Here is an 18,483-nt window from a genome sequence, read left to right as displayed (position 1 = left end):
TCCTGGCACCATGGCAGGCTGACGGCGTGAGAACACGTCGTCGGCCCACGGCCCTGGCAGGTGGTGCGCGCGGGGTCGAGACGTACACCCGCGTGAGCCTCTACTCGTTCGTCCTCCTCGAGCCCTTCTTCTCCCTGTACGCGGTGGCGGCGCTGGCCGGCACGGACGAGGTCCCCGCGGTCGGCCCGGCGGCGGTCCTGGCGGTCCTGGGCCTCGTGCACGTGGCGCTGTGCCTCGGCACCATCCACGTCGGGTTCGACGAGCCGCTGACCACCGGGCGGCGCCGCCCCCGCCCGGTGGTCGCGGCGCTGCTCGCGGTGACGGGTGCCGTCGTGGTCGTCTCCGTCGTCGTGCTGCCCGAGGCCGTCGGGGACGGCCTCATGGGCGACCCGCGCAGCATGATGATCGCGGTGGCCGGGGCGGCGACGTGCGGGGCGCTCGCCGTCGCGACCCCGATCCGGCGCGTGCTGACCGTGGGACTTGCTGTGCCGGTCGTCGTCATCGGCGTCAGGCTCGCCTCCGACCCGACCGCCGGGACGGTCGCGTCCGCGCTCGGCACCGGCCTGGGCGCGTACGTGTTCCTCCTGTTCTGGGCGTCGACCGTGCGGCTGTCCATGTGGATCGTCGAGGTGGTGCGCGAGCTCGACACCGCGCGGCAGGCCTCGGCGCGGCTCGCCGTCGCGGAGGAGCGGCTGCGCATCGCGCGCGACATGCACGACGTCGTCGGCCGAGCGCTGTCCGCCGTCGCGGTGAAGTCCGAGCTCGCGGCCGCGCTCGCGCGCCGCGGCGACCCTCGGGGTGCCGACGAGATGGACGATGTGCGCTCGCTCGCCCAGGACTCTCTGCGCGAGGTGCGCCGCGTCGTCGCCGGCTACCGGGCGGCCGACCTGTCGACGGAGCTCGACGGAGCCCGGTCCGTGCTGCGCGCGGCGGGGGTGACCGTGCGGGTCGTGGGCGAGGTGCCGGAGCTGGCGGCCCCGCAGGCCGACGCGCTGGCCTGGGTGGTGCGCGAGGCCGTCACGAACATCGTGCGGCACTCCGCCGCACACGAGTGCCGGATCGATCTTGACCGGCAGGAGGAGACGGGGGAGATGGTGCTGAGGGTGAGCAACGACGGAGCCCGCGTGGGCGTCGCCGGGGTGGCCGGGCTGGAGGGCGGCGCCGGCCTCGTCGGGCTGCGGGAGCGGCTCGCCGCCGTCGGGGGAGCGCTCGACGTGGCGGCCGACGGCGACCGGTTCGTCCTCACGGCCCGCGTGCCGGGGGAGGTGGACGCGTGATCCGCGTGGTGCTCGCCGACGACGAGACGCTGATCCGGGACGCGGTCGCCCAGCTGCTCGCCCTCGAGGACGATCTCGAGGTCGTGGCGGTCGCGGGGAACGGGACGGAGGCCGTGGCGACGATCGAGCGACACGCCCCCGACGTGGCGGTGCTCGACCTGCAGATGCCGGGCGCCGACGGGATCGAGGTCGCCGAGGCGGTCCGCAGGACGGTGCCGGCCTGCGGTGTCGTCATCGTCACGAGCCACGGCAGACCCGGGCACCTCAAGAAGGCGCTCGCCGCGGGGGTCCGGGGCTTCCTGCCCAAGTCGGTGTCGGCGGCCGTGCTGGCGGGCGCCGTACGACAGGTCGCGGGCGGCGGCCGGTACGTGGACCCGGAGCTCGCGGCCGACGCGATCTCCGCGGGCGACTCGCCCCTGACCGCGCGCGAGGCGGACGTGCTCGAGCTCGCGGCGGACGGCGCCCCCGTCGAGGAGATCGCGGAGCGCGCCGCCCTGGCGCCCGGCACGGTGCGCAACTACCTGTCGTCGGCGGTGGCGAAGCTCGGCGTCGCGAACCGGCACGAGGCCGTCCGGCTGGCGCGCGCCAAGGGCTGGCTCTGAGAGGCCGGACCGTCCCCGCCAGCCCGTAGGCTGGACCCTTGTGTACGAGGGCGCAGTCCAGGACCTGATCGACGAGCTCGGCCGCCTCCCCGGCGTCGGGCCCAAGAGCGCGCAGCGGATCGCGTTCCACCTGCTCGCGGCGGACGCGGCCGACGTGCGCCGGCTCGCCGACGCGCTCACCGAGGTCAAGGCGCGCGTGCAGTTCTGCGAGACGTGCGGCAACGTCGCCGAGTCGGAGCGGTGCCGCATCTGTGCCGACCCGCGCCGCTCCGACGACGTGATCTGCGTGGTCGAGGAGCCCAAGGACGTCGTCGCGATCGAGCGCACCCGCGAGTTCCGCGGCAGGTACCACGTGCTCGGCGGCGCCATCAACCCGATCGAGAACGTCGGCCCCGACGACCTGCGCATCAGCCAGCTCATGACGCGCCTCGCCGACGGCACGGTCACCGAGGTCATCCTCGCCACCGACCCCAACATCGAGGGCGAGGCGACGGCCACGTACCTGTCGCGGCTCATCGCGCCCATGGGCGTCACCGTCTCCCGCCTCGCGTCGGGTCTGCCCGTCGGGGGAGACTTGGAGTACGCGGACGAGGTGACCCTCGGCCGCGCGTTCGAGGGCCGGCGGGTCGTCGGCGGCTGACCAGCCGAGACGCACCCGAGACTCGCACCGACCGCATCACCGACGCCGCCACCGCGGCGGGAGGGGGCAGCACCGTGGGGGAGATCGAGGCGGGATCGGAGTTCCGGGACGTCGCCGAGCAGATGTCCGCGCAGGCACGCGTGTTCCTCTCGACGACGACCCAGGTCGCGTCGGGCGCCGCGCCGGGCGCGGAGATCGCGCTGCTCATCCTCGCGACGTCCGACCTGCTGTCCGCGGGCGCGCGGCTCGCCGCCATCGTGGACGTCGTCCCTGCCGAGCGGTGGGAGCCCGACGCCGGGCCCGAGACCGACGTCGATCCGCTGCGCGACGCGCTCGCGCAGATGTTCGACGGCTTCGACGACTACGTCGAGGTGTCCGACCCGGCGCTGAGCGCCGACGTCGCGCCCGCGACGCTGTCCGGCGACCTGGCGTGCGTCGCCGAGGAGATCGCCAAGGGCCTGCAGCACTTCGACGACGGCCACGAGCTCGAGGGCCTGTGGTGGTGGCAGTTCAGCTACCTGTCGGTGTGGGGCGAGCGCGCGTCGTCGGCGCTGCGCGTGCTGCAGGGCGTGCTGGCGCACCTGCGGCTCGACGTCGCGGACGACGTCGCCGCCGAGGCGGAGTACGACGCCCTGCACTCCTGAGCCCGGGCGGGGCTCGTCAGCCCGCGGCCGCCGCCGCGCGGGCGTAGTGCTCGCGCTGCGCGGGGTAGTACGACTCCCACGCCACCGAGTCCGCACCCCGGCCCGAGCGCACCGCGACGAGCCGGTCGAGGTAGTACTCCCACCCGGGCCCGATCGAGGCGACGTCGTCGTCCGCGCCCAGCCGCTGCCGGAACGTCAGCGTCGTCACGCCGTCGTCCTCCGAGAGGTCGAGCGCCAGGTGCCAGACCCCGCCGGGGGCGGCCGTGTCGACGGCGTACCCGCGCGGCGGCTCGCACCGCGTGATGACGCACTCGGCGGCCTCGGCGTCCGCGCTCTCGGCGGTCATGAAGAACTGGATCGTGCCGGTCGCCGGGTCGCCCTCCCAGCGGCCGACCCACGCCTCGAGCGGTCCGGGCTCGGTGATGCTGGCCCACACGTCGGCGGCGTCGGCGTCGAACCTGCGCACGACGACGAGCTCGCGCCCGCCGGGCCCGTGCTCGACGGTGCCGGTCGCCGCGACGGCGGGACGCTGCTCGTCCGTCATGCCTCCCAGGGTGGCACGGAGAGGCGTGCGTCGGGAGAGGGGACGGGCACCGGCCGACGGCGGGCATGACAGGATTCCCCGGTGCCCGACCTCGACACCCTCACCATCGTGCTGCTCGTGCTGGCCGGGCTCACCGCCGGCTGGGTCGACGCCGTCGTGGGCGGCGGCGGCCTGATCCAGCTCCCCGCCCTGCTGCTGGTGCCCGGCATCTCGCCGGTGCAGGCGCTGGCCACCAACAAGCTGGGCTCGATCATGGGCACGTCCACCAGTGCCGTGACCTATTACCGGCGCGTGGGCCCGGACCTCACGACGGCGGGACCGATGGCGGTCGCCGCGTTGGTGGGGGCGTTCGGCGGCGCCGCCCTGGCGAGCCGCATCCCGGCCGACCTGTTCAAGCCGATCATCCTCGTCGTGCTGATCGGTGTGGCCACGTACACCGTGCTCAAGCCGAAGCTCGGTGCGCACGACAACCTCCGCTGGGAGGGCAACCGGCACCGCTGGACGGCCGCGGGCATCGGCCTCGTCATCGGCGCGTACGACGGGCTGCTCGGCCCGGGCACCGGCACCTTCCTCGTCATCGCGCTGGTGAGCGTGCTGGGGTACGCCTTCCTGCCGGCGTCGGCGCTGGCCAAGATCGTCAACTTCGCGACCAACCTCGGCGCGCTGCTGTTCTTCGTGCCGCACGGCGCCGTCCTGTGGGGCCTCGGGCTGATGATCGGCGCCGCCAACCTCGTGGGCGCGTACGTCGGGGCGCGGATGGCGGTGGCGAAGGGCAGCGCGTTCGTGCGCGTCATCTTCGTCGTCGTGGTGGGCGCCCTGATCGTGAAGCTGGGCTACGACGTCGTCACCGGCGCCTAGCGGTGCGACGGACCGGCGGGGAACTCGTTCAGCAGCGCTGACGTGACCTTCACGTCCCGCAGCTCGCTCCAGCCGACCGCACGCGTGAGCCGCCACCAGGCGTCTCTCGTGTAGACGCGCTCCCTGCGGCCCTCGTGGATCCGGTAGAGGTAGCCCGTCCGGTCGGACCTGGCGAAGAACGAGATGGGCTCGACGTCGAAGGCGTCCTTGGCCCGGGCGGGGATCCGGGGGTCGGTGCAGTCGCCACCCCAGTGGCGCACGGTGCCGCAGGCGGTCGCCCACATGAGGTCGCCGTTGCCGTCGAGCATGACGTAGCGGCCGGACGGCACCCGGGCCCAGCGGGAGTCGAAGTCGGTGCCCCGCTCCAGGCTCGTCAGGAACGTGCGGCTCGCGTACGAGGCCCGGCCGAGCCGCTTCGCCAGCGCGGCGCGCGCCCTGGTGCTCGTGAGGAGGTGCCGGGTGCTGCCGGAGACGAACCACACCTCGTCGCGGGTGGCGTGCGGCCGGTACTCGACGAGGTACCCGGTGCTCTTGTTCCACAGGTGTCCCCACCTGGCCTGGTCGTGCGCGACCTTGCTGCGGATCTCGGTCATGCGCCGGGAGATCGAGGCACCCGGGCAGGCGGTGCTGCCCACGTCGCGGTGCCCGGAGATCCGGGCCTCGCGCGAGCCGTCGAGGGTGGTGTAGCCGCGGGCCGGGACGCCGTGCAGGGCGAGCTTCCAGGCCAGCAGGTCGATGACGCCGCGGACGGCCGCGTCGCTGACGGTGGCCTGCTCGTAGTTGCCGAGGACCGAGACGCCGACGGTCTCGTCGTTCACCCCCACGGCGTGCGCCCCGACGATCTCGAGCTCGACGCCGCCGGTGCGTCCCTCCCAGATGCGGCCCCACCGGTCGACGAGGAAGTTGTAGCCGATGTCGCCCCAGCCGCGGGTCTTCGCGTGGTACGTGTAGATGCCGCGGATGATCGACGGCACCTGCGAGGACGTGTAGCTGTTGGTCCCGGCGGTGTGGTGGATGATCGCGCCCTCGACCTGCCCCTGCCGCGGGGTCCAGGTCATGAGGGACTCGTCGGCGCCCCAGTCGGCGCGGGACCGGATGGCGGGGCCGTCGTGCTGGTCCCCGGTCGCCACGGCGCCCGGGAGCCGCACGACGCCGCCGGCACCCTTCCCAAAGGGCGAGAGAGCGCCGTCGTCGTCGAGCGACGGGTCCGCGGCGGCGCGGTCCACCGCCCCCCGGCCGGGGTCGACGACGACGAGCTCGACGTCGCGCACGTCCTCGGCCGCGACGTTCCCGACCGCCACCTCGACCCGGTCCACCTCCCCGACGACGAGGGGCGCGGACCCGCCCTCGGGCGCGCCCGGATCGGGGGCCTCGACCTCCAGCGGGCCCCAGGCCGACCAGGTGGCCCCGCCGTCGTCGGAGGTGCGGGCCGCGACGTCCAGGTCGGCGTCGGCGCGACCCGACCAGGTGACGCCGACGGTCGCGAACCCGCTGACGTCGGAGGTGGCGGTGACGACGTCGTCGCCCGTGGCCCGCGCCTCGTCCGAGCTGAAGGTGCGGGCGGTGCCGGGGGCGGGCGGTGCCGCCGGCGTCACCTCGACGGTCGCCTCGACGGCGGACGGGTCGCCGCCCGCGCCGCCCCCGGCGGACGTCGTGGCGGACCGCGCTGGGAGGTGCGGCACCGCCACGGTCGCGGGAGCCCCGGTGGCGACGAGCGCGAGCGCCACGGCGACGGCGGCGGCGGATGTCCAGCGGCGTGCTGTCATCGGTCGGTCTCCTGGCGCGGACGGCAGGTGGACGACGCCAACATAGACCGGCTCGTGCCGTCGCGCGGCCCGGAGCGCGCGGGCCGACCCGGACCGCACGGCGCCGTCGGTGCCGGGTGCGCACGGGTGCCACGATGCGAGACGGCGGCGGTCGGCCCGCCGGGACGGCACGTACCATCGATGGGCAAGCACAAGCCCCGGCGGACCGTTGAGAGAGACGGAGGCCGGCCAGCAGAAGGTTGTGACATGGCACTTGTCGTGCAGAAATACGGCGGATCATCCGTCTCCGACGCCCACAGCATCAAGCGCGTGGCGAAGCGGATCGCCGCGACCAAGCGAGCGGGGAACGACGTCGTCGTCGTGGTGAGCGCCATGGGCGACACCACGGACGAGCTCCTCGACCTCGCCGGGCAGATCACCCCCCTGCCCCCGCAGCGCGAGCTGGACATCCTCCTCACCTCGGGTGAGCGCATCTCGATGTCCCTGCTCGCGATGGCGATCACGAACCTCGGGGTCAAGGCGAAGTCCTTCACCGGCCAGCAGGCCGGGCTCATGACCGACGCGGTGCACGGCCGCGCGCGGCTCGTGGACGTGGTGCCGCACCGCATCCGCGAGACGGTGGAGAAGGGGCAGGTCGCGATCGTCGCGGGCTTCCAGGGAGTCAGCTCCACCAACGACGTGACGACGCTCGGCCGCGGCGGCTCGGACACGACGGCGGTCGCGCTCGCGGCCGGCCTCGACGCCGACGTCTGCGAGATCTACACCGACGTCGACGGCGTGTTCACCGCCGACCCGCGCATCGTCCCGAGCGCCCGCAAGATCGACCGCGTCACCTACGAGGAGATGCTCGAGCTCGCGGCGTCCGGCGCGAAGGTCCTGGCCCTGCGTGCCGTGGAGTACGCGCGCCGCTACGACGTGCCCGTGCACGTGCGCAGCTCGTTCAGCAGCACCACCGGCACCCTCGTCACCGGCACGCACGGCGACGCGATCGACCCGAACGCCCCGGCGGCCGAGGAGGAAACCCAGATGGAAGCCCCGATCATCTCCGGCGTCGCGCACGACCGCAGCGAGGCCAAGATCACCGTCGTCGGCGTGCCGGACAAGCCCGGCACCGCGGCCCGCATCTTCGAGGTCGTGGCCGGCGCCGGCGCGAACATCGACATGATCGTGCAGAACGTCTCGGCCGCCCACACCGGGCTGACGGACATCTCCTTCACGCTGCCGCACGCCGACAGCCCCAGCACCCTGGCGGCGCTCAACGCGCTGCAGGAGGAGCTCGGGTTCGCCTCGCTGCAGTACGACGACCAGATCGGCAAGCTGTCGCTGGTCGGCGCGGGCATGAAGTCGCACCCCGGCGTCTCGGCGCGCCTGTTCGGCGCCCTGCGCGACGCGGGCATCAACATCGAGATGATCTCCACCTCGGAGATCCGCATCTCGGTGGTCACCCGGGAGGACGCCCTGGACGACGCCGTGCGCGCCATCCACACCGCGTTCGACCTGGACTCCGCCGACGGCGAGGCCGTCGTCTACGCCGGCTCGGGGCGGTGACGCGCTGATGGTCCAGATCAACGAGTCCGGGATCAACGTCGCCGTCGTCGGCGCCACCGGCCAGGTCGGCGGCGTGCTGCGCCGCCTGCTCGCGGAGCGCGCCTTCCCGGTCAAGGAGCTGCGGTTCTTCGCGTCCGCGCGCTCGGCGGGCAGCACGCTGCCGTTCGAGGGCGTGGACGTCGTCGTGGAGGACGTCGCGGCCACGGCCACCGACGACCTCGCGGACGTCGACGTCGCGATCTTCTCGGCCGGCGGCGGCACGTCGCGCGAGCACGCGCCCCGGTTCGCCGAGGCGGGCGCCGTCGTCATCGACAACTCGTCCGCGTGGCGCCTCGACCCCGAGGTGCCGCTGGTCGTCTCCGAGGTGAACCCGGAGGCGATCGCCGACGCCGCCAGGGGCATCGTCGCGAACCCCAACTGCACCACGATGGCTGCGATGCCGGTGCTCAAGCCGCTGGCCGACGAGGCCGGGCTGGAGCGGCTGCGCGTCGCGACCTACCAGGCGGTGTCGGGCTCGGGGCTCGGCGGGGTCAAGGAGCTCGCCGACCAGGCGCGCGCCGCCGTGGCCGGCGACCTGGAGGGGCTGGCGCACTCGGGCGGGGCCGTGACGTTCCCGGAGCCGGAGAAGTATGTCGCGCCCATCGCGTTCGACGTGCTGCCGCTCGCGGGGAACCTCGTGGACGACGGCTCCGGCGAGACGGACGAGGAGCAGAAGCTCCGCAACGAGTCCCGCAAGATCCTCGGCCTGCCCGACCTGGCCGTCGCGGGGACCTGCGTCCGCGTACCGGTGTTCTCCGGGCACTCGCTGGCGATCCACGCCGAGTTCGGCGCCGCGATCACGCCGGAGCGGGCGCGCGAGCTGCTGGCCGCCGCGCCGGGCGTGGAGCTGGCGGACGTGCCGACGCCCCTGCAGGCGGCGGGCGCCGACCCGTCGTTCGTCGGGCGCATCCGCACCGACCAGTCCGTGCCCGGCGGGCGCGGCCTCGTGCTGTTCGTCTCGAACGACAACCTGCGCAAGGGCGCGGCGCTCAACGCCGTGCAGATCGCGGAGATCGTCGCTGCGGACCTGGCCGAGCTGGACGCGCTCGACGACGTCGACGCGGCCGAGGCGGCGCCCGCCTGACGTCGGCGCACGACCACCCCGGGGCCCGGTGACGAGCGATCGTCGCCGGGCCCCGCCCCGTACCGGCGGTGTGGTCAGGCAGCGTCGAGGATCAGACGGCTGACGCCGCCGGGGTCCTCGAGCATGGCCACGTGCCCGACCCCGGCCAGGTACTCGACGCGGGCGCCGGGCGCGGCCTCGTACCGGCGCGCCGACGCCGGGTCCCAGCGCGGGTCGGCGTCGCCGAAGACCACCAGCGGCGCGGCGCCCGCCGCGGAGAGCCGGTCCGGCAGCGGCCGTTCGGCGAGGTAGGCCGCGTAGCCGTCCATGATCTGCCGGAAGTCCCGGTACCGGGTGCGGCGCACGTCGGCGAGGAAGCCGTCGGGCACGACGACCGGGCGCGCGGTCACCGAGCGGATCCCGCGGCGCAGCATCCCCGTCGTGCGCAGCGGCCAGAGCAGCGGGCCGAACGGCCGCCCCATGAGGACGCGCACGGCAGCGGCCTCCGGGAGCATCGCGTCCGGGGCAGGCCCGGTGCTCAGCAGGACCAGCGACCCGACCAGGTCCGGTCGCCGCACGGCGAGCTCCGTCGCGACGTACCCGCCGCTGGAGTGCCCGACCACCCGGGGCGCGGCCACGCCCAGCTCGTCGAGGAGCGCCGCGACCCGGTCGGCCTGCGCGGGGACGTCGTACGGGGGCGCGGGCGCCGAGCGGCCGCAGCCGGGCAGGTCGATCGCGAGGACGCGACGGGACGCCGCGAGGGTCGCGACCGTCGGCGACCAGCTGGCCGCGGTCGCCCCCGAGCCGTGCAGGAGCAGCAGCGGAGGCGCGTCGGGCGGCCCGTCGACGACGACGTGGATGCCGGCCACGACCCTGTCGCGGCGGTCGCGGGTGCGGGGATCGCTCACGTCCCCAGCATCGCCGGTCCCGCCGCGCGTCGCCGGACGGGTGACGGGGTGCGCCCAGCGCCGTCGAGCACGGCGGCGAGGTCGGCCCCGGCCTTCATCAGAGCCACGGACCGCACCGCGATCCGGTCCAGCCGCTCCCGCAGCGCGGCCTCGGCCTCGGCGGTGCCGCCGAGCCCCCGCAGCGCGGACACCACGGCGCGCAGCGCGGGGATGCCGTACCCGGCGGCGCGGAGGGCGGCGACCACGCGGGCGGTCGCGCTGGCGGGCGCGTCGTAGACGCGCGCGCCCAGAGAGCCCACCCGCTGCGGCTCCAGCAGCCCCTCGGCCTCCCAGTGCCGCAGCGTGGACGTGCGCACGCCGAGCGCGTCGGCGAGCTCGGTGATCGACAGGCTGCTCCCGGGGGAGGGCGCCGCGGCTTCGCTCCGGATCGCGTCGAGCGCGGTCAGTGCCTGGAGGGTCTGGGCCCGCTCGGCCGCGAGCCCGGCGTGCAGGTCGTCGACCGCGGCGGCGGCGTCCGCGAGGGGCGCCCCTGGGAGCGCGGCCATCGTGCGTCGCGCGACGACGGGCCCGACGGCGGTGGCGAGCCCCCGATAGGCGCGGGCGGCCAGGACATGGCGGGTGTCGTAGGTGCGGTACCCGTTCGGCTCGCGGCGGGCGGGAGGGAGGACGCCGAGCCGTTCGAGGTCGCGCACCTGCTGGACCGAGTAGCCGGCGGCGCGGGCGACGTCGACGGTATGCAGCGGACGATCCATCCTCACCCCACAGAAGCACTTCAAGGTCACGCTTGAACCATGAGCACGAGTATGGAACAGATCATCGACACGGTGCGGCGCCTCGACGGGGCGTTCGTCCTCGAGCCCCGCCCGGGGGACGGGACGCCGGAGATCGCGTGGGGCGACGCGTTCTTCTACTACGCCCCCGACGGGCAGGTGCCGACCACCGTGCAGCCGTACGGCACGGTCGTCACCAAGAACTACCCCGACGACGTCTCCTGCGACCTCGACCGGCCGGACCGGTGGCGCGTCAACGTGCACGTGGGTCGCGAGCGGGCGCGGGAGCTCGTGGGCGGCGGCCGGGAGCGCATCGCGGTCGTCCCCGACGTCCTGCTCCCGCACCCGCTGTACGGGGACCTGGGGTGGGTGTGCGTGGTGAACCCGGGGGAGCGCACGAGCGACGCCGTCCTCGGCCTGCTGCGCGGCGCGCACGACGCCGCGCGCCGTCGGTACGAGCGCCGCCGCGGGCTCTCCTGACCGCCGGTCCCGGGCGGCGAGGAGGCCCCCCGCCTCCTTCACTGGGGAGATGGCGTGGTCCGCGGACACCTGGTCGAGCCTGGGGTTCGTCGTCGCGGGTGCCTGGATCCTCACGACGGTGCGGCGGCCTGGTGCGGGAACGGGGCCGCGCGCCGCGCTCGGCGTCCTCGCCGTGCTGGTCGGCGTCGGCTCGGGGGTGCAGCACGGACCCGCGCCGCCGTGGAACCCCGTCGTGCACGACCCGCCCCTGCTGGGCGCGTACGCACTCGTCGCCGCGGACGCCGTCGCCGACCTCACCGGGCGGCGTCTGCGGGCCTGGTGGTGGCTCGTCCCGACGCTGGCCGACGTCGTGCTGGCGGCCCTCTGGCCCGGGGCGTCCGTCGTCGCGCAGGGCGCGGCCGCGGCTGTCGCCGTCGTGGCGGTGCTGCTGCGCGCCCGGGCCCGGCCGCGTCTGAGGGCAAGGCTGCTCCTGGCGCTGGCCGTGCTCGGCGTCGGCACCCTCGCCGGGCAGCTCTCGCACCCCGCCTGGCACGTGCTCGCGGCGACCGCGATCGCGGTGGTCGCGCCCACGGTCGGACGGCGCGCGCCACCGTGAGAGGTACTACCTCGCGGAAACCGGGACTACCTCGCCGAGATCCGTACTACCTCGCCGGAAAGGGTTGCGCGCCGACGCGGGTCTATGGTTCATTAGTCGAGTAATGAACCCCAGAACCACTGAACCTGCCGTGAGGAGGCCCGCGTGTTCGACGGTCCCGAACCCATCTACGTGCAGATCGCCACGATGATCCGCGCGCAGGTGCTCGCCGGTGAGCTCGCGGAGGAGGAGCAGGTCATGTCGACCACTCAGTTCGCCACGACGTTCCGCATCAACCCCGCCACCGCCGCCAAGGCCTTCGCCGGCCTGGTGGACGAGGGCGTCCTGTACAAGCGCCGCGGCCTGGGCATGTTCGTCGCCCCCGGCGCCCGCACGCGGTTGCTGGACCAGCACCGCACCGCGTACTTCGACGACGTGCTCGGCCCGGCGCTCGCGCAGGCCGACCTGCTCGGCATCTCGACCGACGAGCTCGTCGCGTACGTGCTCGGCACCGGCCGCCGGGAGCCCGGCGGCCCCACGACCACCACGGAGGAGCCATGACCCCCGCACCCTTCGGCGCCCGTCTCGACGACGTCGTCGTCCGGTTCGGAGCCCAGCGCCGCCTGACCATGGACGGCGCGGCCGTCAAGGACGAGGCCGGCACCGCTCTCGACGGCGTGACGCTGGACCTGCGGCCCGGCGTCATCACGGGCGTGCTCGGCCGCAACGGCGCCGGCAAGTCCACGCTGCTGACCCTGCTGGCCGCGTTCAACCGGCCCACCGAGGGCACGGTCCGCGTCGGCGCCGGCGAGCTGCTCGAGGACCCGTGGGAGAACCCGTGGGTCACCGCCAACGTGCAGCTCGTGCGCGAGAGCGGCGACCTCATGGACGACGAGCGGGTCTCCGAGACCCTCAAGTACTACGCCGACCTGCGCCCGTACTGGGACGCCGACCTGGCCGCGCGGCTGCTCGACACGTTCGAGGTGAACCCCCGCAAGAAGCCGACCGCCCTGTCGCGCGGCAAGCGGTCCGCCGTCGGGGCGACCATCGGCCTCGCGGCGCGCGCGCCGCTCACCATCCTCGACGAGGTCTACCTCGGCATGGACGCCCCCACGCGGTACGCGTTCTACGACGAGATCCTCGCCGACTACGCCGAGCACCCGCGCACCATCCTGCTGTCCAGCCACCTGGTCGAGGAGGTCGAGCGGCTCTTCGAGGACGTCGTGGTGCTGCACCGCGGCAAGGTCCTCCTCGCCGAGACCGCCGAGGAGATGCAGTCCCGCGGGTTCAGCCTCACCGGACCGGTCGCCGCGGTCGAGGAGCTCGCCCGCGGGCGGCGCGAGCTGCACCGGCAGCGCCTGGGCGCGACCGTGCAGGTCACGATCGAGGGCGCGCCCGACGAGGGCACGGCCGCCGCGGCCCGCGCGGCCGGCGTCGAGCTCGGGTCGCTGCCGCTGCAGGACCTGTTCGTGCGCCTCACCCAGCCGGAGCCCGCCGGCGCGACGGAGGGGCGGCGATGAGCGCCGTCGTGGTCACCCCGGCCGAGCGCGACGCGTTCACGGCCCGGGCGCACGCGCGGGCGGTCCGGCGCGTGATGCGGTCCGTCGGCCAGGTGATGCTCGTCATCGGCGGCGTCTTCTGGGCGATCTTCCTCTTCGTCACCGTGGGCGTGCCGCTGGTCGTGCGCCAGGTGGGCGGCGTCATGGGCGGGGGCGCGATGACGGGCGCCGAGTACGCCGCGCCGTGGTTCGCGCTCTCGCTGGGCCTGATCGCGGTCGCCGCGCTCGTCGTGCCCCACCTTGCCGCGGGTGGCACCCGCCGGTCCCTGTTCACCGGCGCGCTGGTCGCCGCGCTCGCCGCGGGCGTCGCCTACGGCGTGGCGTACGCGCTCCTCCTGCTCGTGGAGCGTGCCCTCTTCGGCGCGCTCGGCTGGGAGTGGGAGCAGCTCGGGAGCGGGCTCGACGCCGGCGGTGCCTGGCTCGTCGTCACCGCCGCGGGCGAGGCCATCGTCGTCGTCGTGTACGCCCTGGTCGGCGTCGCCGCCCAGGCCTCCTACCGGACGTACGGCGTGTGGCGGGGCACGGCGCTCCTGCTGCCGGGCCTGGCGCTGCTGGTCCTCGTCGACCACGCCACCCGCCACGGGGCGTTCGCCGACGCCTTCGGCGCCCTCGGCCTGGGCGGGGACGGCGCGCCCGCCGCGCTCGGGCTGCTGCAGGCGCTCGTCGTGCTCGCGCTGGCCGCCGGCTGGGCGTGGTGGCAGCTGCGCACCCTGCGACTCAGGCCGACGAGGTGAGCGCGATGACCACCACGACAGCCCCCTCGACACCCGATGCCGGCACGCTCCAGCGGGTCGCGTCGGCGGCGGTCCGCCGCCGGTTCGTCCGGAGGCTGCTGGCCGCGGGCGCCTGGTTCTGGGGCATCTGGGCCTTCGTCGTCGCCGTGGTCCCGGCCGCCGTGGACCGGTGGGGCGGGGAGCTCGTCGGCCTGACCTACGAGCTGGCGGGCGCCCCGGCGCGATGGGTCGCCCTCGCGGTCGCGGCCGTCTACTGCGGAGCCTGGCTCCGCGGGCACCTCGCGGCGGGCGGGACCCGCCGGTCGCTCGTCATCGGTGTCCTGCAGGGAGCGGCGATCGTCGGCCCCGTGTTCGGCGTGCTGACGGTCCTGCTCACCCTCGCCGAGGAGCGGGTCTTCCGTGCCATCGACGAGCCGTGGCCGGGAGGTGCCACACCGGTGCCGCTCGACACGGTCGCCGGGATCGTCGTCACGATCGTCGGCGAGACCCTCGTCGTCCTGACCTATGCGCTCGTGGGCGCCGCGGCGATCGGCTACTACCGGGCGATGCCGGCGCGCCTGTACCTCCTGGGCCCCCTGCACGCCGTCCCGCTGCTGGTCCCGCTCGCGATCGTCGACCTGTCGACGCGCACCGGTCTGCTCGGCATCCCGCTGCGCGGCGGGTACGACGACCCCGTCGTCGCGGCGCTCGTCGTCGCGGGCGGCGGCGTCCTCGCCGTCGCGGTCGCCGGCGTCGGAGCTCTCCGGCTGATGGCCCGCGTGCGGGTCCGGCCGTGATCCACCCGAACCTCGCTGTCCGCAGACACCGAGGACCCCTGAACCGCACGACCGAGAGGAGCATCGAGATGGCCGACCCCATCGTGGAGGTCCGCAACCTCCGCAAGACGTACGGACCGAAGGTGGCCGTGGACGACGTGTCGTTCGCCGTCCAGCCCGGCGAGATCTTCGGCATCCTCGGCCCCAACGGGGCCGGGAAGACCACGACCGTCGAGACGCTGGCCGGCCTGCGGCAGGCCGACGGCGGCACCGTGCGCGTGCGCGGCATCGACACGCAGCGCGACCCGGCGGCCGTCAAGGACATCCTCGGCGTGCAGCTCCAGGAGGCGATGCTGCACGACAAGATCACCGTCGGGGAGGCTCTCGGGCTGTTCGCCGGGTTCTACTCCGACCCCGCCGACCCCGGGGAGCTCCTCGACCTGCTCGACCTGCGCGAGCACGCCGACAGGCAGTTCGGGAAGCTGTCCGGCGGCCAGAAGCAGCGGCTGTCGATCGCTCTCGCGCTGGTGGGCAACCCGGAGATCGCCGTGCTCGACGAGCTCACCACCGGCCTCGACCCGCAGGCACGGCGCGCCACCTGGGACCTCGTCGAGCGGGTGCGGGCCACCGGCGTGACGATCCTGCTCGTCACCCACTTCATGGAGGAGGCCGAGCGTCTCTGCGACCGGCTCGTCGTCATCGACGCGGGCCGCGTCGTCGCCGCGGGCACGCCGCAGGGCCTGATCGACGGGCTCGACGACGGGCGCACGGTCGTCGTGCGGTTCGCACCGGACGACGTCGCGCGCGGCCGTGAGCTCCTGGCGGACCTCGCCGCCCGGGACGCCGAGGTCGCGACCGCCGAGGCGCAGGGCGCCACCGAGGTCGCCGTCACCGGCACGCGCCGCGTGCTGTTCGCCGTCGTCCCCGCCCTCGCGGCGGCCGACCTCGTGCCCGACGACGTCCGCACCGTCACCCGGTCGCTCGAGGACGTCTTCCTCGCCGTCACCGGCCGCACCTACCAGCCGGACGCCCAGCCGGACGCCCAGCCGGACACCTCGACGGGCACCCCGCTCGTCTCCGCCACGACCCGAGAAGGAGACCGGTCATGACCGCCATCACCGCCGACGCCGCCCCGCGCCCGACCGCCGGCCGAGGCTGGCGCGGGTACGGGCGCCTGGTGCGCACCGAGACCCGCGTCTGGCTGCGCGACTTCGGGTCCGTGTTCTTCGGGATCCTCTTCCCGTCCGTGATCCTGCTGGGGGTCGGGTTCGGCATCCCCGGGATGCGGGAGCCGATCACCGACGCCCCGGCGGACTCGATCTGGTACGGGGTCACGCCGATCGCGACCTACCTGCCGACCGTGCTCTCGATGGCGATCGGCACCCTCGCCGTCCTGTCGCTGCCGGTCACGTTCGCCACCTTCCGCGACAAGGGGGTGCTGCGGCGGCTCTCCACCACGCCGATGCGGCCGCAGGCGCTCATCGTGGCCCACCTGACCATCAACGTCGCCACGACGCTGGTGGGCGTCGCCCTCGCGCTCGTCGTCGCGCAGCTGGCCTTCGGGCTCGTCGCGCCGACGCAGCTCGGCGTCGTGCTCCTCGCCTTCGTGCTTGGGATGCTCGCGATGTTCTCCGTGGGGATGCTGCTGTCCGCCCTGGTGAGCAAGCCGTCGACGGCCAACGCCGTCGGCTCGCTGATCTACTTCCCCATGCTGTTCCTCGCGGGCCTGTGGACGCCCGGCCCGATCATGCCCGACGTCGTCCGGCAGATCGGGCAGTTCACCCCGATGGGCGCGACCGCGCAGGCCATGGACACCGGCTGGTTCGGCGACGGGTTCCCGCTGCTGCAGGTGGTCGTCATGGTGGTGTGGACGGCGGTGCTCCTCCCGCTCGCGGGGCGGCTGTTCCGCTGGTCGTGACGTCCCGTCGCCCGCACCGGGCGGAGAGTAGGGTGCCACCCCATGCGCAGAGTTGCAGAGCTCGTGGGTCAGTGGTTCGCCGTGCTCGTCCTGCTCGGTGCGGTCGCCGGGCTGGCGGCCCCGAGCACGTTCGCGCCGCTGGCCGCGCACGTCCCGCTCCTGCTGGGGATCATCATGTTCGGCATGGGGCTGACCCTGACGGGTCGGGACTTCGCCCTCGTCGCGAAGCGCCCCGCGGCCGTCGCCATCGGCGTCGTCGCCCAGTTCACGATCATGCCCCTGCTGGCGTGGGCGATCGGCCACCTGTTCGGGCTCGAGGGCGACGCGATGATCGGCATGATCCTCGTGGGCGCCGCGCCCGGCGGCACGGCGTCCAACGTCATCGTCTACCTGGCCAAGGGCGACACCGCGCTGTCGGTGGCGCTCACGACGGTCTCGACGCTCCTCGCCCCGCTGCTCACCCCGGCGCTCGTGCTGTGGCTGGCCGGCACCGACCTCGACGTCACCTACGGCTCGCTCGTGACGTCGATCGCCCAGGTGGTCCTGTTCCCCGTGATCGCCGGGCTCCTGGTCCGCACGTTCGCGGGCCGGGTCGTCGAGCGGTACATGCTGCCGTACCTGCCGCTGGTGTCCGTGCTGGGGATCGTGATCGTGGTGGCCGGCATCGTCGGGGCCAACGCCGACGCCGTCCTGAGCACGGGCCTGCTGGTCGCCCTCGCCGTCATCGTGCACAACTGCGCCGGGCTGCTGCTCGGGTACGGCGCGGCCGCCGCCGTCCGTTTCGACGAGCCCGCCCGCCGCGCGGTGAGCGTGGAGGTCGGCATGCAGAACTCCGGGCTGGCCGCGAGCCTCGCGACCACCTACTTCAGCCCCGCCGCGGCGCTGCCGGCCGCGCTCTTCTCCGTGTGGCACAACGTCTCGGGCTCGCTGCTCGCGTCCTACTGGGCGCGGCGTCCGGTGGGGGAGAGCGCGCGGGCGACGGCGTCGGCCGAGGCCTAGCCTGCACCGGTGAGACCGTTCCTCTTCCTCGGCACGCGGGCCGAGGACGTCGCCGCCGACGGCGAGTACGACGCCGTCCTGCGCTACTCCGGGCTGAGACCCGCGTCCCTGCGCCGCGTGCGCCTCGAGCGGGAACCGCTGCCGCGCGTCGACCCGGAGGAGCTGTCCGGGGTGATCGTCGGGGGCGGGCCGTTCAACTCCTCCGACCCCGAGGAAGAGAAGTCCGCCGTCCAGCACCGCGTGGAGCGGGAGATGGCGGACCTCCTCGACGTGCTCGTGGAGCGCGACTTCCCGTTCCTCGGCGCCTGCTACGGCGTCGGGACGCTCGGCACCCACCAGGGCGGCGTCGTCGACCGCACCTACTCCGAGCCGGTGGGCCCCGCCGAGATCGAGCTGACCCCGGAGGGGCTGGCGGACCCGCTGCTCGCGGGCATGCCCGCGCGTTTCACCGCGTACCTGGGCCACAAGGAGGCGGTGCGCGAGCTGCCGCCGTCGGCCACCCTGCTCGCCCGGTCCGCCGACGCGCCCGTGCAGATGTTCCGCGTGCGCCGGAACCTCTACGCCACGCAGTTCCACCCCGAGCTGGACCTGGCCGGCATCGAGCAGCGGGTCGAGGTGTACCGGACCTACGGGTACTTCCCGCCCGAGGAGGGCGACCGCATCGTCGCGCGCTCCCGCGAGCACCGGGTCACCGAGCCCATGCGCATCCTGCGGAACTTCGTGACGCGCTACGCCCGATCCGCGAGATAGAGAGGGCAGACCCGCGAGATAGAGAGGCCCGGACGAGACCGCATCCCTGCGGTCT

Annotated in this window: 21 protein-coding genes; 17 read left to right on the top strand and 4 right to left on the bottom strand. The window is 74.4% G+C overall.

Translation table 11 applies throughout. The annotated features are described in order from the left end of the window. Positions 1–26: 26 nt before the first annotated feature. The 4 genes from ACFCZN_RS15275 to ACFCZN_RS15260 all read left to right on the top strand — a co-directional run bounded on the left by ACFCZN_RS15275 (position 27) and on the right by ACFCZN_RS15260 (position 3,163). A complete protein-coding gene (locus tag ACFCZN_RS15275; protein WP_430557298.1) occupies positions 27–1,277 on the top strand; it encodes a sensor histidine kinase in 1,251 nt (416 codons plus the stop codon). After that, positions 1,274–1,879 (top strand): response regulator, encoded by a 606-nt coding sequence (locus ACFCZN_RS15270; RefSeq protein ID WP_430557297.1) that lies wholly within the window; start codon positions 1,274–1,276, stop codon positions 1,877–1,879. Before ACFCZN_RS15275 ends, ACFCZN_RS15270 begins: the two co-directional genes overlap by 4 nt. 40 nt (positions 1,880–1,919) lie before the next feature. Continuing rightward, positions 1,920–2,519, top strand: a complete 600-nt coding sequence (gene recR, locus ACFCZN_RS15265; RefSeq protein ID WP_429766609.1) for a recombination mediator RecR — start codon at positions 1,920–1,922, stop codon at positions 2,517–2,519. 74 nt (positions 2,520–2,593) lie between these two features. Further along, positions 2,594–3,163: a DUF5063 domain-containing protein gene (locus tag ACFCZN_RS15260; protein ID WP_429766611.1), complete on the top strand. Its 570-nt coding sequence runs from the start codon at positions 2,594–2,596 to the stop codon at positions 3,161–3,163. A gap of 16 nt (positions 3,164–3,179) precedes the next feature. Here ACFCZN_RS15260 and ACFCZN_RS15255 read toward each other — a convergent pair whose 3' ends face one another. Further along, entirely contained in the window at positions 3,180–3,707 is a 528-nt protein-coding gene (locus ACFCZN_RS15255; RefSeq protein WP_429766613.1) for an SRPBCC domain-containing protein, read from the bottom strand. 81 nt (positions 3,708–3,788) lie between these two features. Between ACFCZN_RS15255 and ACFCZN_RS15250 the strand changes: the two genes are divergently transcribed. Further along, the gene (locus tag ACFCZN_RS15250; RefSeq protein ID WP_429766615.1) at positions 3,789–4,565 is read left to right on the top strand and encodes a TSUP family transporter; all 777 of its coding nucleotides are present in this window, start codon (positions 3,789–3,791) and stop codon (positions 4,563–4,565) included. Here ACFCZN_RS15250 and ACFCZN_RS15245 read toward each other — a convergent pair. Then, entirely contained in the window at positions 4,562–6,331 is a 1,770-nt protein-coding gene (locus ACFCZN_RS15245; protein WP_430557296.1) for an N-acetylmuramoyl-L-alanine amidase, read from the bottom strand. The two genes, ACFCZN_RS15250 and ACFCZN_RS15245, sit on opposite strands and share 4 nt — an antisense overlap. Before the next feature lie 246 nt (positions 6,332–6,577). Here ACFCZN_RS15245 and ACFCZN_RS15240 point away from each other — a divergent pair, with 246 nt between their 5' ends. Further along, entirely contained in the window at positions 6,578–7,879 is a 1,302-nt protein-coding gene (locus ACFCZN_RS15240; protein ID WP_430557295.1) for an aspartate kinase, read from the top strand. Between the two features lie 7 nt (positions 7,880–7,886). After that, the gene (locus ACFCZN_RS15235; RefSeq protein ID WP_430557294.1) at positions 7,887–9,002 is read left to right on the top strand and encodes an aspartate-semialdehyde dehydrogenase; all 1,116 of its coding nucleotides are present in this window, start codon (positions 7,887–7,889) and stop codon (positions 9,000–9,002) included. A 74-nt stretch (positions 9,003–9,076) separates the two neighbouring features. Here the strand turns inward: ACFCZN_RS15235 and ACFCZN_RS15230 are convergent, their stop codons facing one another. Both ACFCZN_RS15230 and ACFCZN_RS15225 read right to left on the bottom strand, forming a co-directional pair. Further along, entirely contained in the window at positions 9,077–9,889 is an 813-nt protein-coding gene (locus ACFCZN_RS15230) for an alpha/beta fold hydrolase (RefSeq protein WP_430557293.1), read from the bottom strand. Further along, positions 9,886–10,641 carry a MerR family transcriptional regulator gene (locus ACFCZN_RS15225; protein ID WP_430557292.1) on the bottom strand — a complete coding sequence of 252 codons (756 nt, stop codon included), beginning with the start codon at positions 10,639–10,641 and terminating at the stop codon, positions 9,886–9,888. The genes ACFCZN_RS15230 and ACFCZN_RS15225 overlap by 4 nt, the downstream gene beginning before the upstream one ends. Positions 10,642–10,680: 39 nt before the next feature. Here ACFCZN_RS15225 and ACFCZN_RS15220 point away from each other — a divergent pair, with 39 nt between their 5' ends. The 10 genes from ACFCZN_RS15220 to ACFCZN_RS15175 all read left to right on the top strand — a co-directional run bounded on the left by ACFCZN_RS15220 (position 10,681) and on the right by ACFCZN_RS15175 (position 18,428). Beyond that, entirely contained in the window at positions 10,681–11,139 is a 459-nt protein-coding gene (locus tag ACFCZN_RS15220; RefSeq protein ID WP_430557291.1) for a DUF6194 family protein, read from the top strand. 49 nt (positions 11,140–11,188) lie between these two features. After that, positions 11,189–11,734: a hypothetical protein gene (locus ACFCZN_RS15215; protein WP_430557290.1), complete on the top strand. Its 546-nt coding sequence runs from the start codon at positions 11,189–11,191 to the stop codon at positions 11,732–11,734. 144 nt (positions 11,735–11,878) lie between these two features. Next, entirely contained in the window at positions 11,879–12,274 is a 396-nt protein-coding gene (locus tag ACFCZN_RS15210) for a GntR family transcriptional regulator (protein ID WP_429766628.1), read from the top strand. Then, complete coding sequence (locus ACFCZN_RS15205; RefSeq protein ID WP_430557289.1) at positions 12,271–13,233, top strand: ATP-binding cassette domain-containing protein; 963 nt, start codon at positions 12,271–12,273, stop codon at positions 13,231–13,233. The genes ACFCZN_RS15210 and ACFCZN_RS15205 overlap by 4 nt, the downstream gene beginning before the upstream one ends. After that, on the top strand, positions 13,230–14,006 hold the full coding sequence (locus tag ACFCZN_RS15200) for a hypothetical protein (RefSeq protein WP_430557288.1): 777 nt from the start codon (positions 13,230–13,232) through the stop codon (positions 14,004–14,006). The genes ACFCZN_RS15205 and ACFCZN_RS15200 overlap by 4 nt, the downstream gene beginning before the upstream one ends. Before the next feature lie 5 nt (positions 14,007–14,011). Beyond that, the gene (locus ACFCZN_RS15195; protein ID WP_430557287.1) at positions 14,012–14,782 is read left to right on the top strand and encodes a hypothetical protein; all 771 of its coding nucleotides are present in this window, start codon (positions 14,012–14,014) and stop codon (positions 14,780–14,782) included. A gap of 68 nt (positions 14,783–14,850) precedes the next feature. After that, positions 14,851–15,870, top strand: coding sequence for an ABC transporter ATP-binding protein (locus ACFCZN_RS15190; protein ID WP_429766636.1), 1,020 nt, complete (start codon positions 14,851–14,853; stop codon positions 15,868–15,870). Next, the gene (locus ACFCZN_RS15185) at positions 15,867–16,679 is read left to right on the top strand and encodes an ABC transporter permease (RefSeq protein WP_429766638.1); all 813 of its coding nucleotides are present in this window, start codon (positions 15,867–15,869) and stop codon (positions 16,677–16,679) included. Before ACFCZN_RS15190 ends, ACFCZN_RS15185 begins: the two co-directional genes overlap by 4 nt. A gap of 42 nt (positions 16,680–16,721) precedes the next feature. After that, positions 16,722–17,678 (top strand): bile acid:sodium symporter family protein, encoded by a 957-nt coding sequence (locus tag ACFCZN_RS15180; RefSeq protein ID WP_430557286.1) that lies wholly within the window; start codon positions 16,722–16,724, stop codon positions 17,676–17,678. A gap of 9 nt (positions 17,679–17,687) precedes the next feature. Next, positions 17,688–18,428, top strand: a complete 741-nt coding sequence (locus tag ACFCZN_RS15175; protein ID WP_430557285.1) for a glutamine amidotransferase — start codon at positions 17,688–17,690, stop codon at positions 18,426–18,428. The last annotated feature ends 55 nt before the right edge of the window (positions 18,429–18,483 follow it).

Origin of the sequence: Isoptericola sp. NPDC056134 (assembly GCF_042264825.1) — a bacterium.
GTDB classification, from domain to species: Bacteria; Actinomycetota; Actinomycetes; order Actinomycetales; family Cellulomonadaceae; genus Isoptericola; species Isoptericola nanjingensis.
This window is presented reverse-complemented; position numbering and strand designations above follow the sequence as displayed.

What these genes read in the sequence shown, in the direction of transcription:
- ACFCZN_RS15185 (WP_429766638.1), top strand. Translation starts at nt 15,867, where the DNA reads ATGACCGCCATCACCGCCGACGCCGCCCCGCGCCCGACCGCCGGCCGA.
- ACFCZN_RS15220 (WP_430557291.1), top strand. Translation starts at nt 10,681, where the DNA reads ATGAGCACGAGTATGGAACAGATCATCGACACGGTGCGGCGCCTCGAC.
- ACFCZN_RS15235 (WP_430557294.1), top strand. Translation starts at nt 7,887, where the DNA reads ATGGTCCAGATCAACGAGTCCGGGATCAACGTCGCCGTCGTCGGCGCC.
- ACFCZN_RS15245 (WP_430557296.1), bottom strand. Translation starts at nt 6,331, where the DNA reads ATGACAGCACGCCGCTGGACATCCGCCGCCGCCGTCGCCGTGGCGCTC.
- ACFCZN_RS15180 (WP_430557286.1), top strand. Translation starts at nt 16,722, where the DNA reads ATGCGCAGAGTTGCAGAGCTCGTGGGTCAGTGGTTCGCCGTGCTCGTC.
- ACFCZN_RS15190 (WP_429766636.1), top strand. Translation starts at nt 14,851, where the DNA reads ATGGCCGACCCCATCGTGGAGGTCCGCAACCTCCGCAAGACGTACGGA.
- ACFCZN_RS15255 (WP_429766613.1), bottom strand. Translation starts at nt 3,707, where the DNA reads ATGACGGACGAGCAGCGTCCCGCCGTCGCGGCGACCGGCACCGTCGAG.
- ACFCZN_RS15215 (WP_430557290.1), top strand. Translation starts at nt 11,189, where the DNA reads ATGGCGTGGTCCGCGGACACCTGGTCGAGCCTGGGGTTCGTCGTCGCG.
- ACFCZN_RS15240 (WP_430557295.1), top strand. Translation starts at nt 6,578, where the DNA reads ATGGCACTTGTCGTGCAGAAATACGGCGGATCATCCGTCTCCGACGCC.
- ACFCZN_RS15195 (WP_430557287.1), top strand. Translation starts at nt 14,012, where the DNA reads ATGACCACCACGACAGCCCCCTCGACACCCGATGCCGGCACGCTCCAG.
- ACFCZN_RS15205 (WP_430557289.1), top strand. Translation starts at nt 12,271, where the DNA reads ATGACCCCCGCACCCTTCGGCGCCCGTCTCGACGACGTCGTCGTCCGG.
- ACFCZN_RS15200 (WP_430557288.1), top strand. Translation starts at nt 13,230, where the DNA reads ATGAGCGCCGTCGTGGTCACCCCGGCCGAGCGCGACGCGTTCACGGCC.
- ACFCZN_RS15225 (WP_430557292.1), bottom strand. Translation starts at nt 10,641, where the DNA reads ATGGATCGTCCGCTGCATACCGTCGACGTCGCCCGCGCCGCCGGCTAC.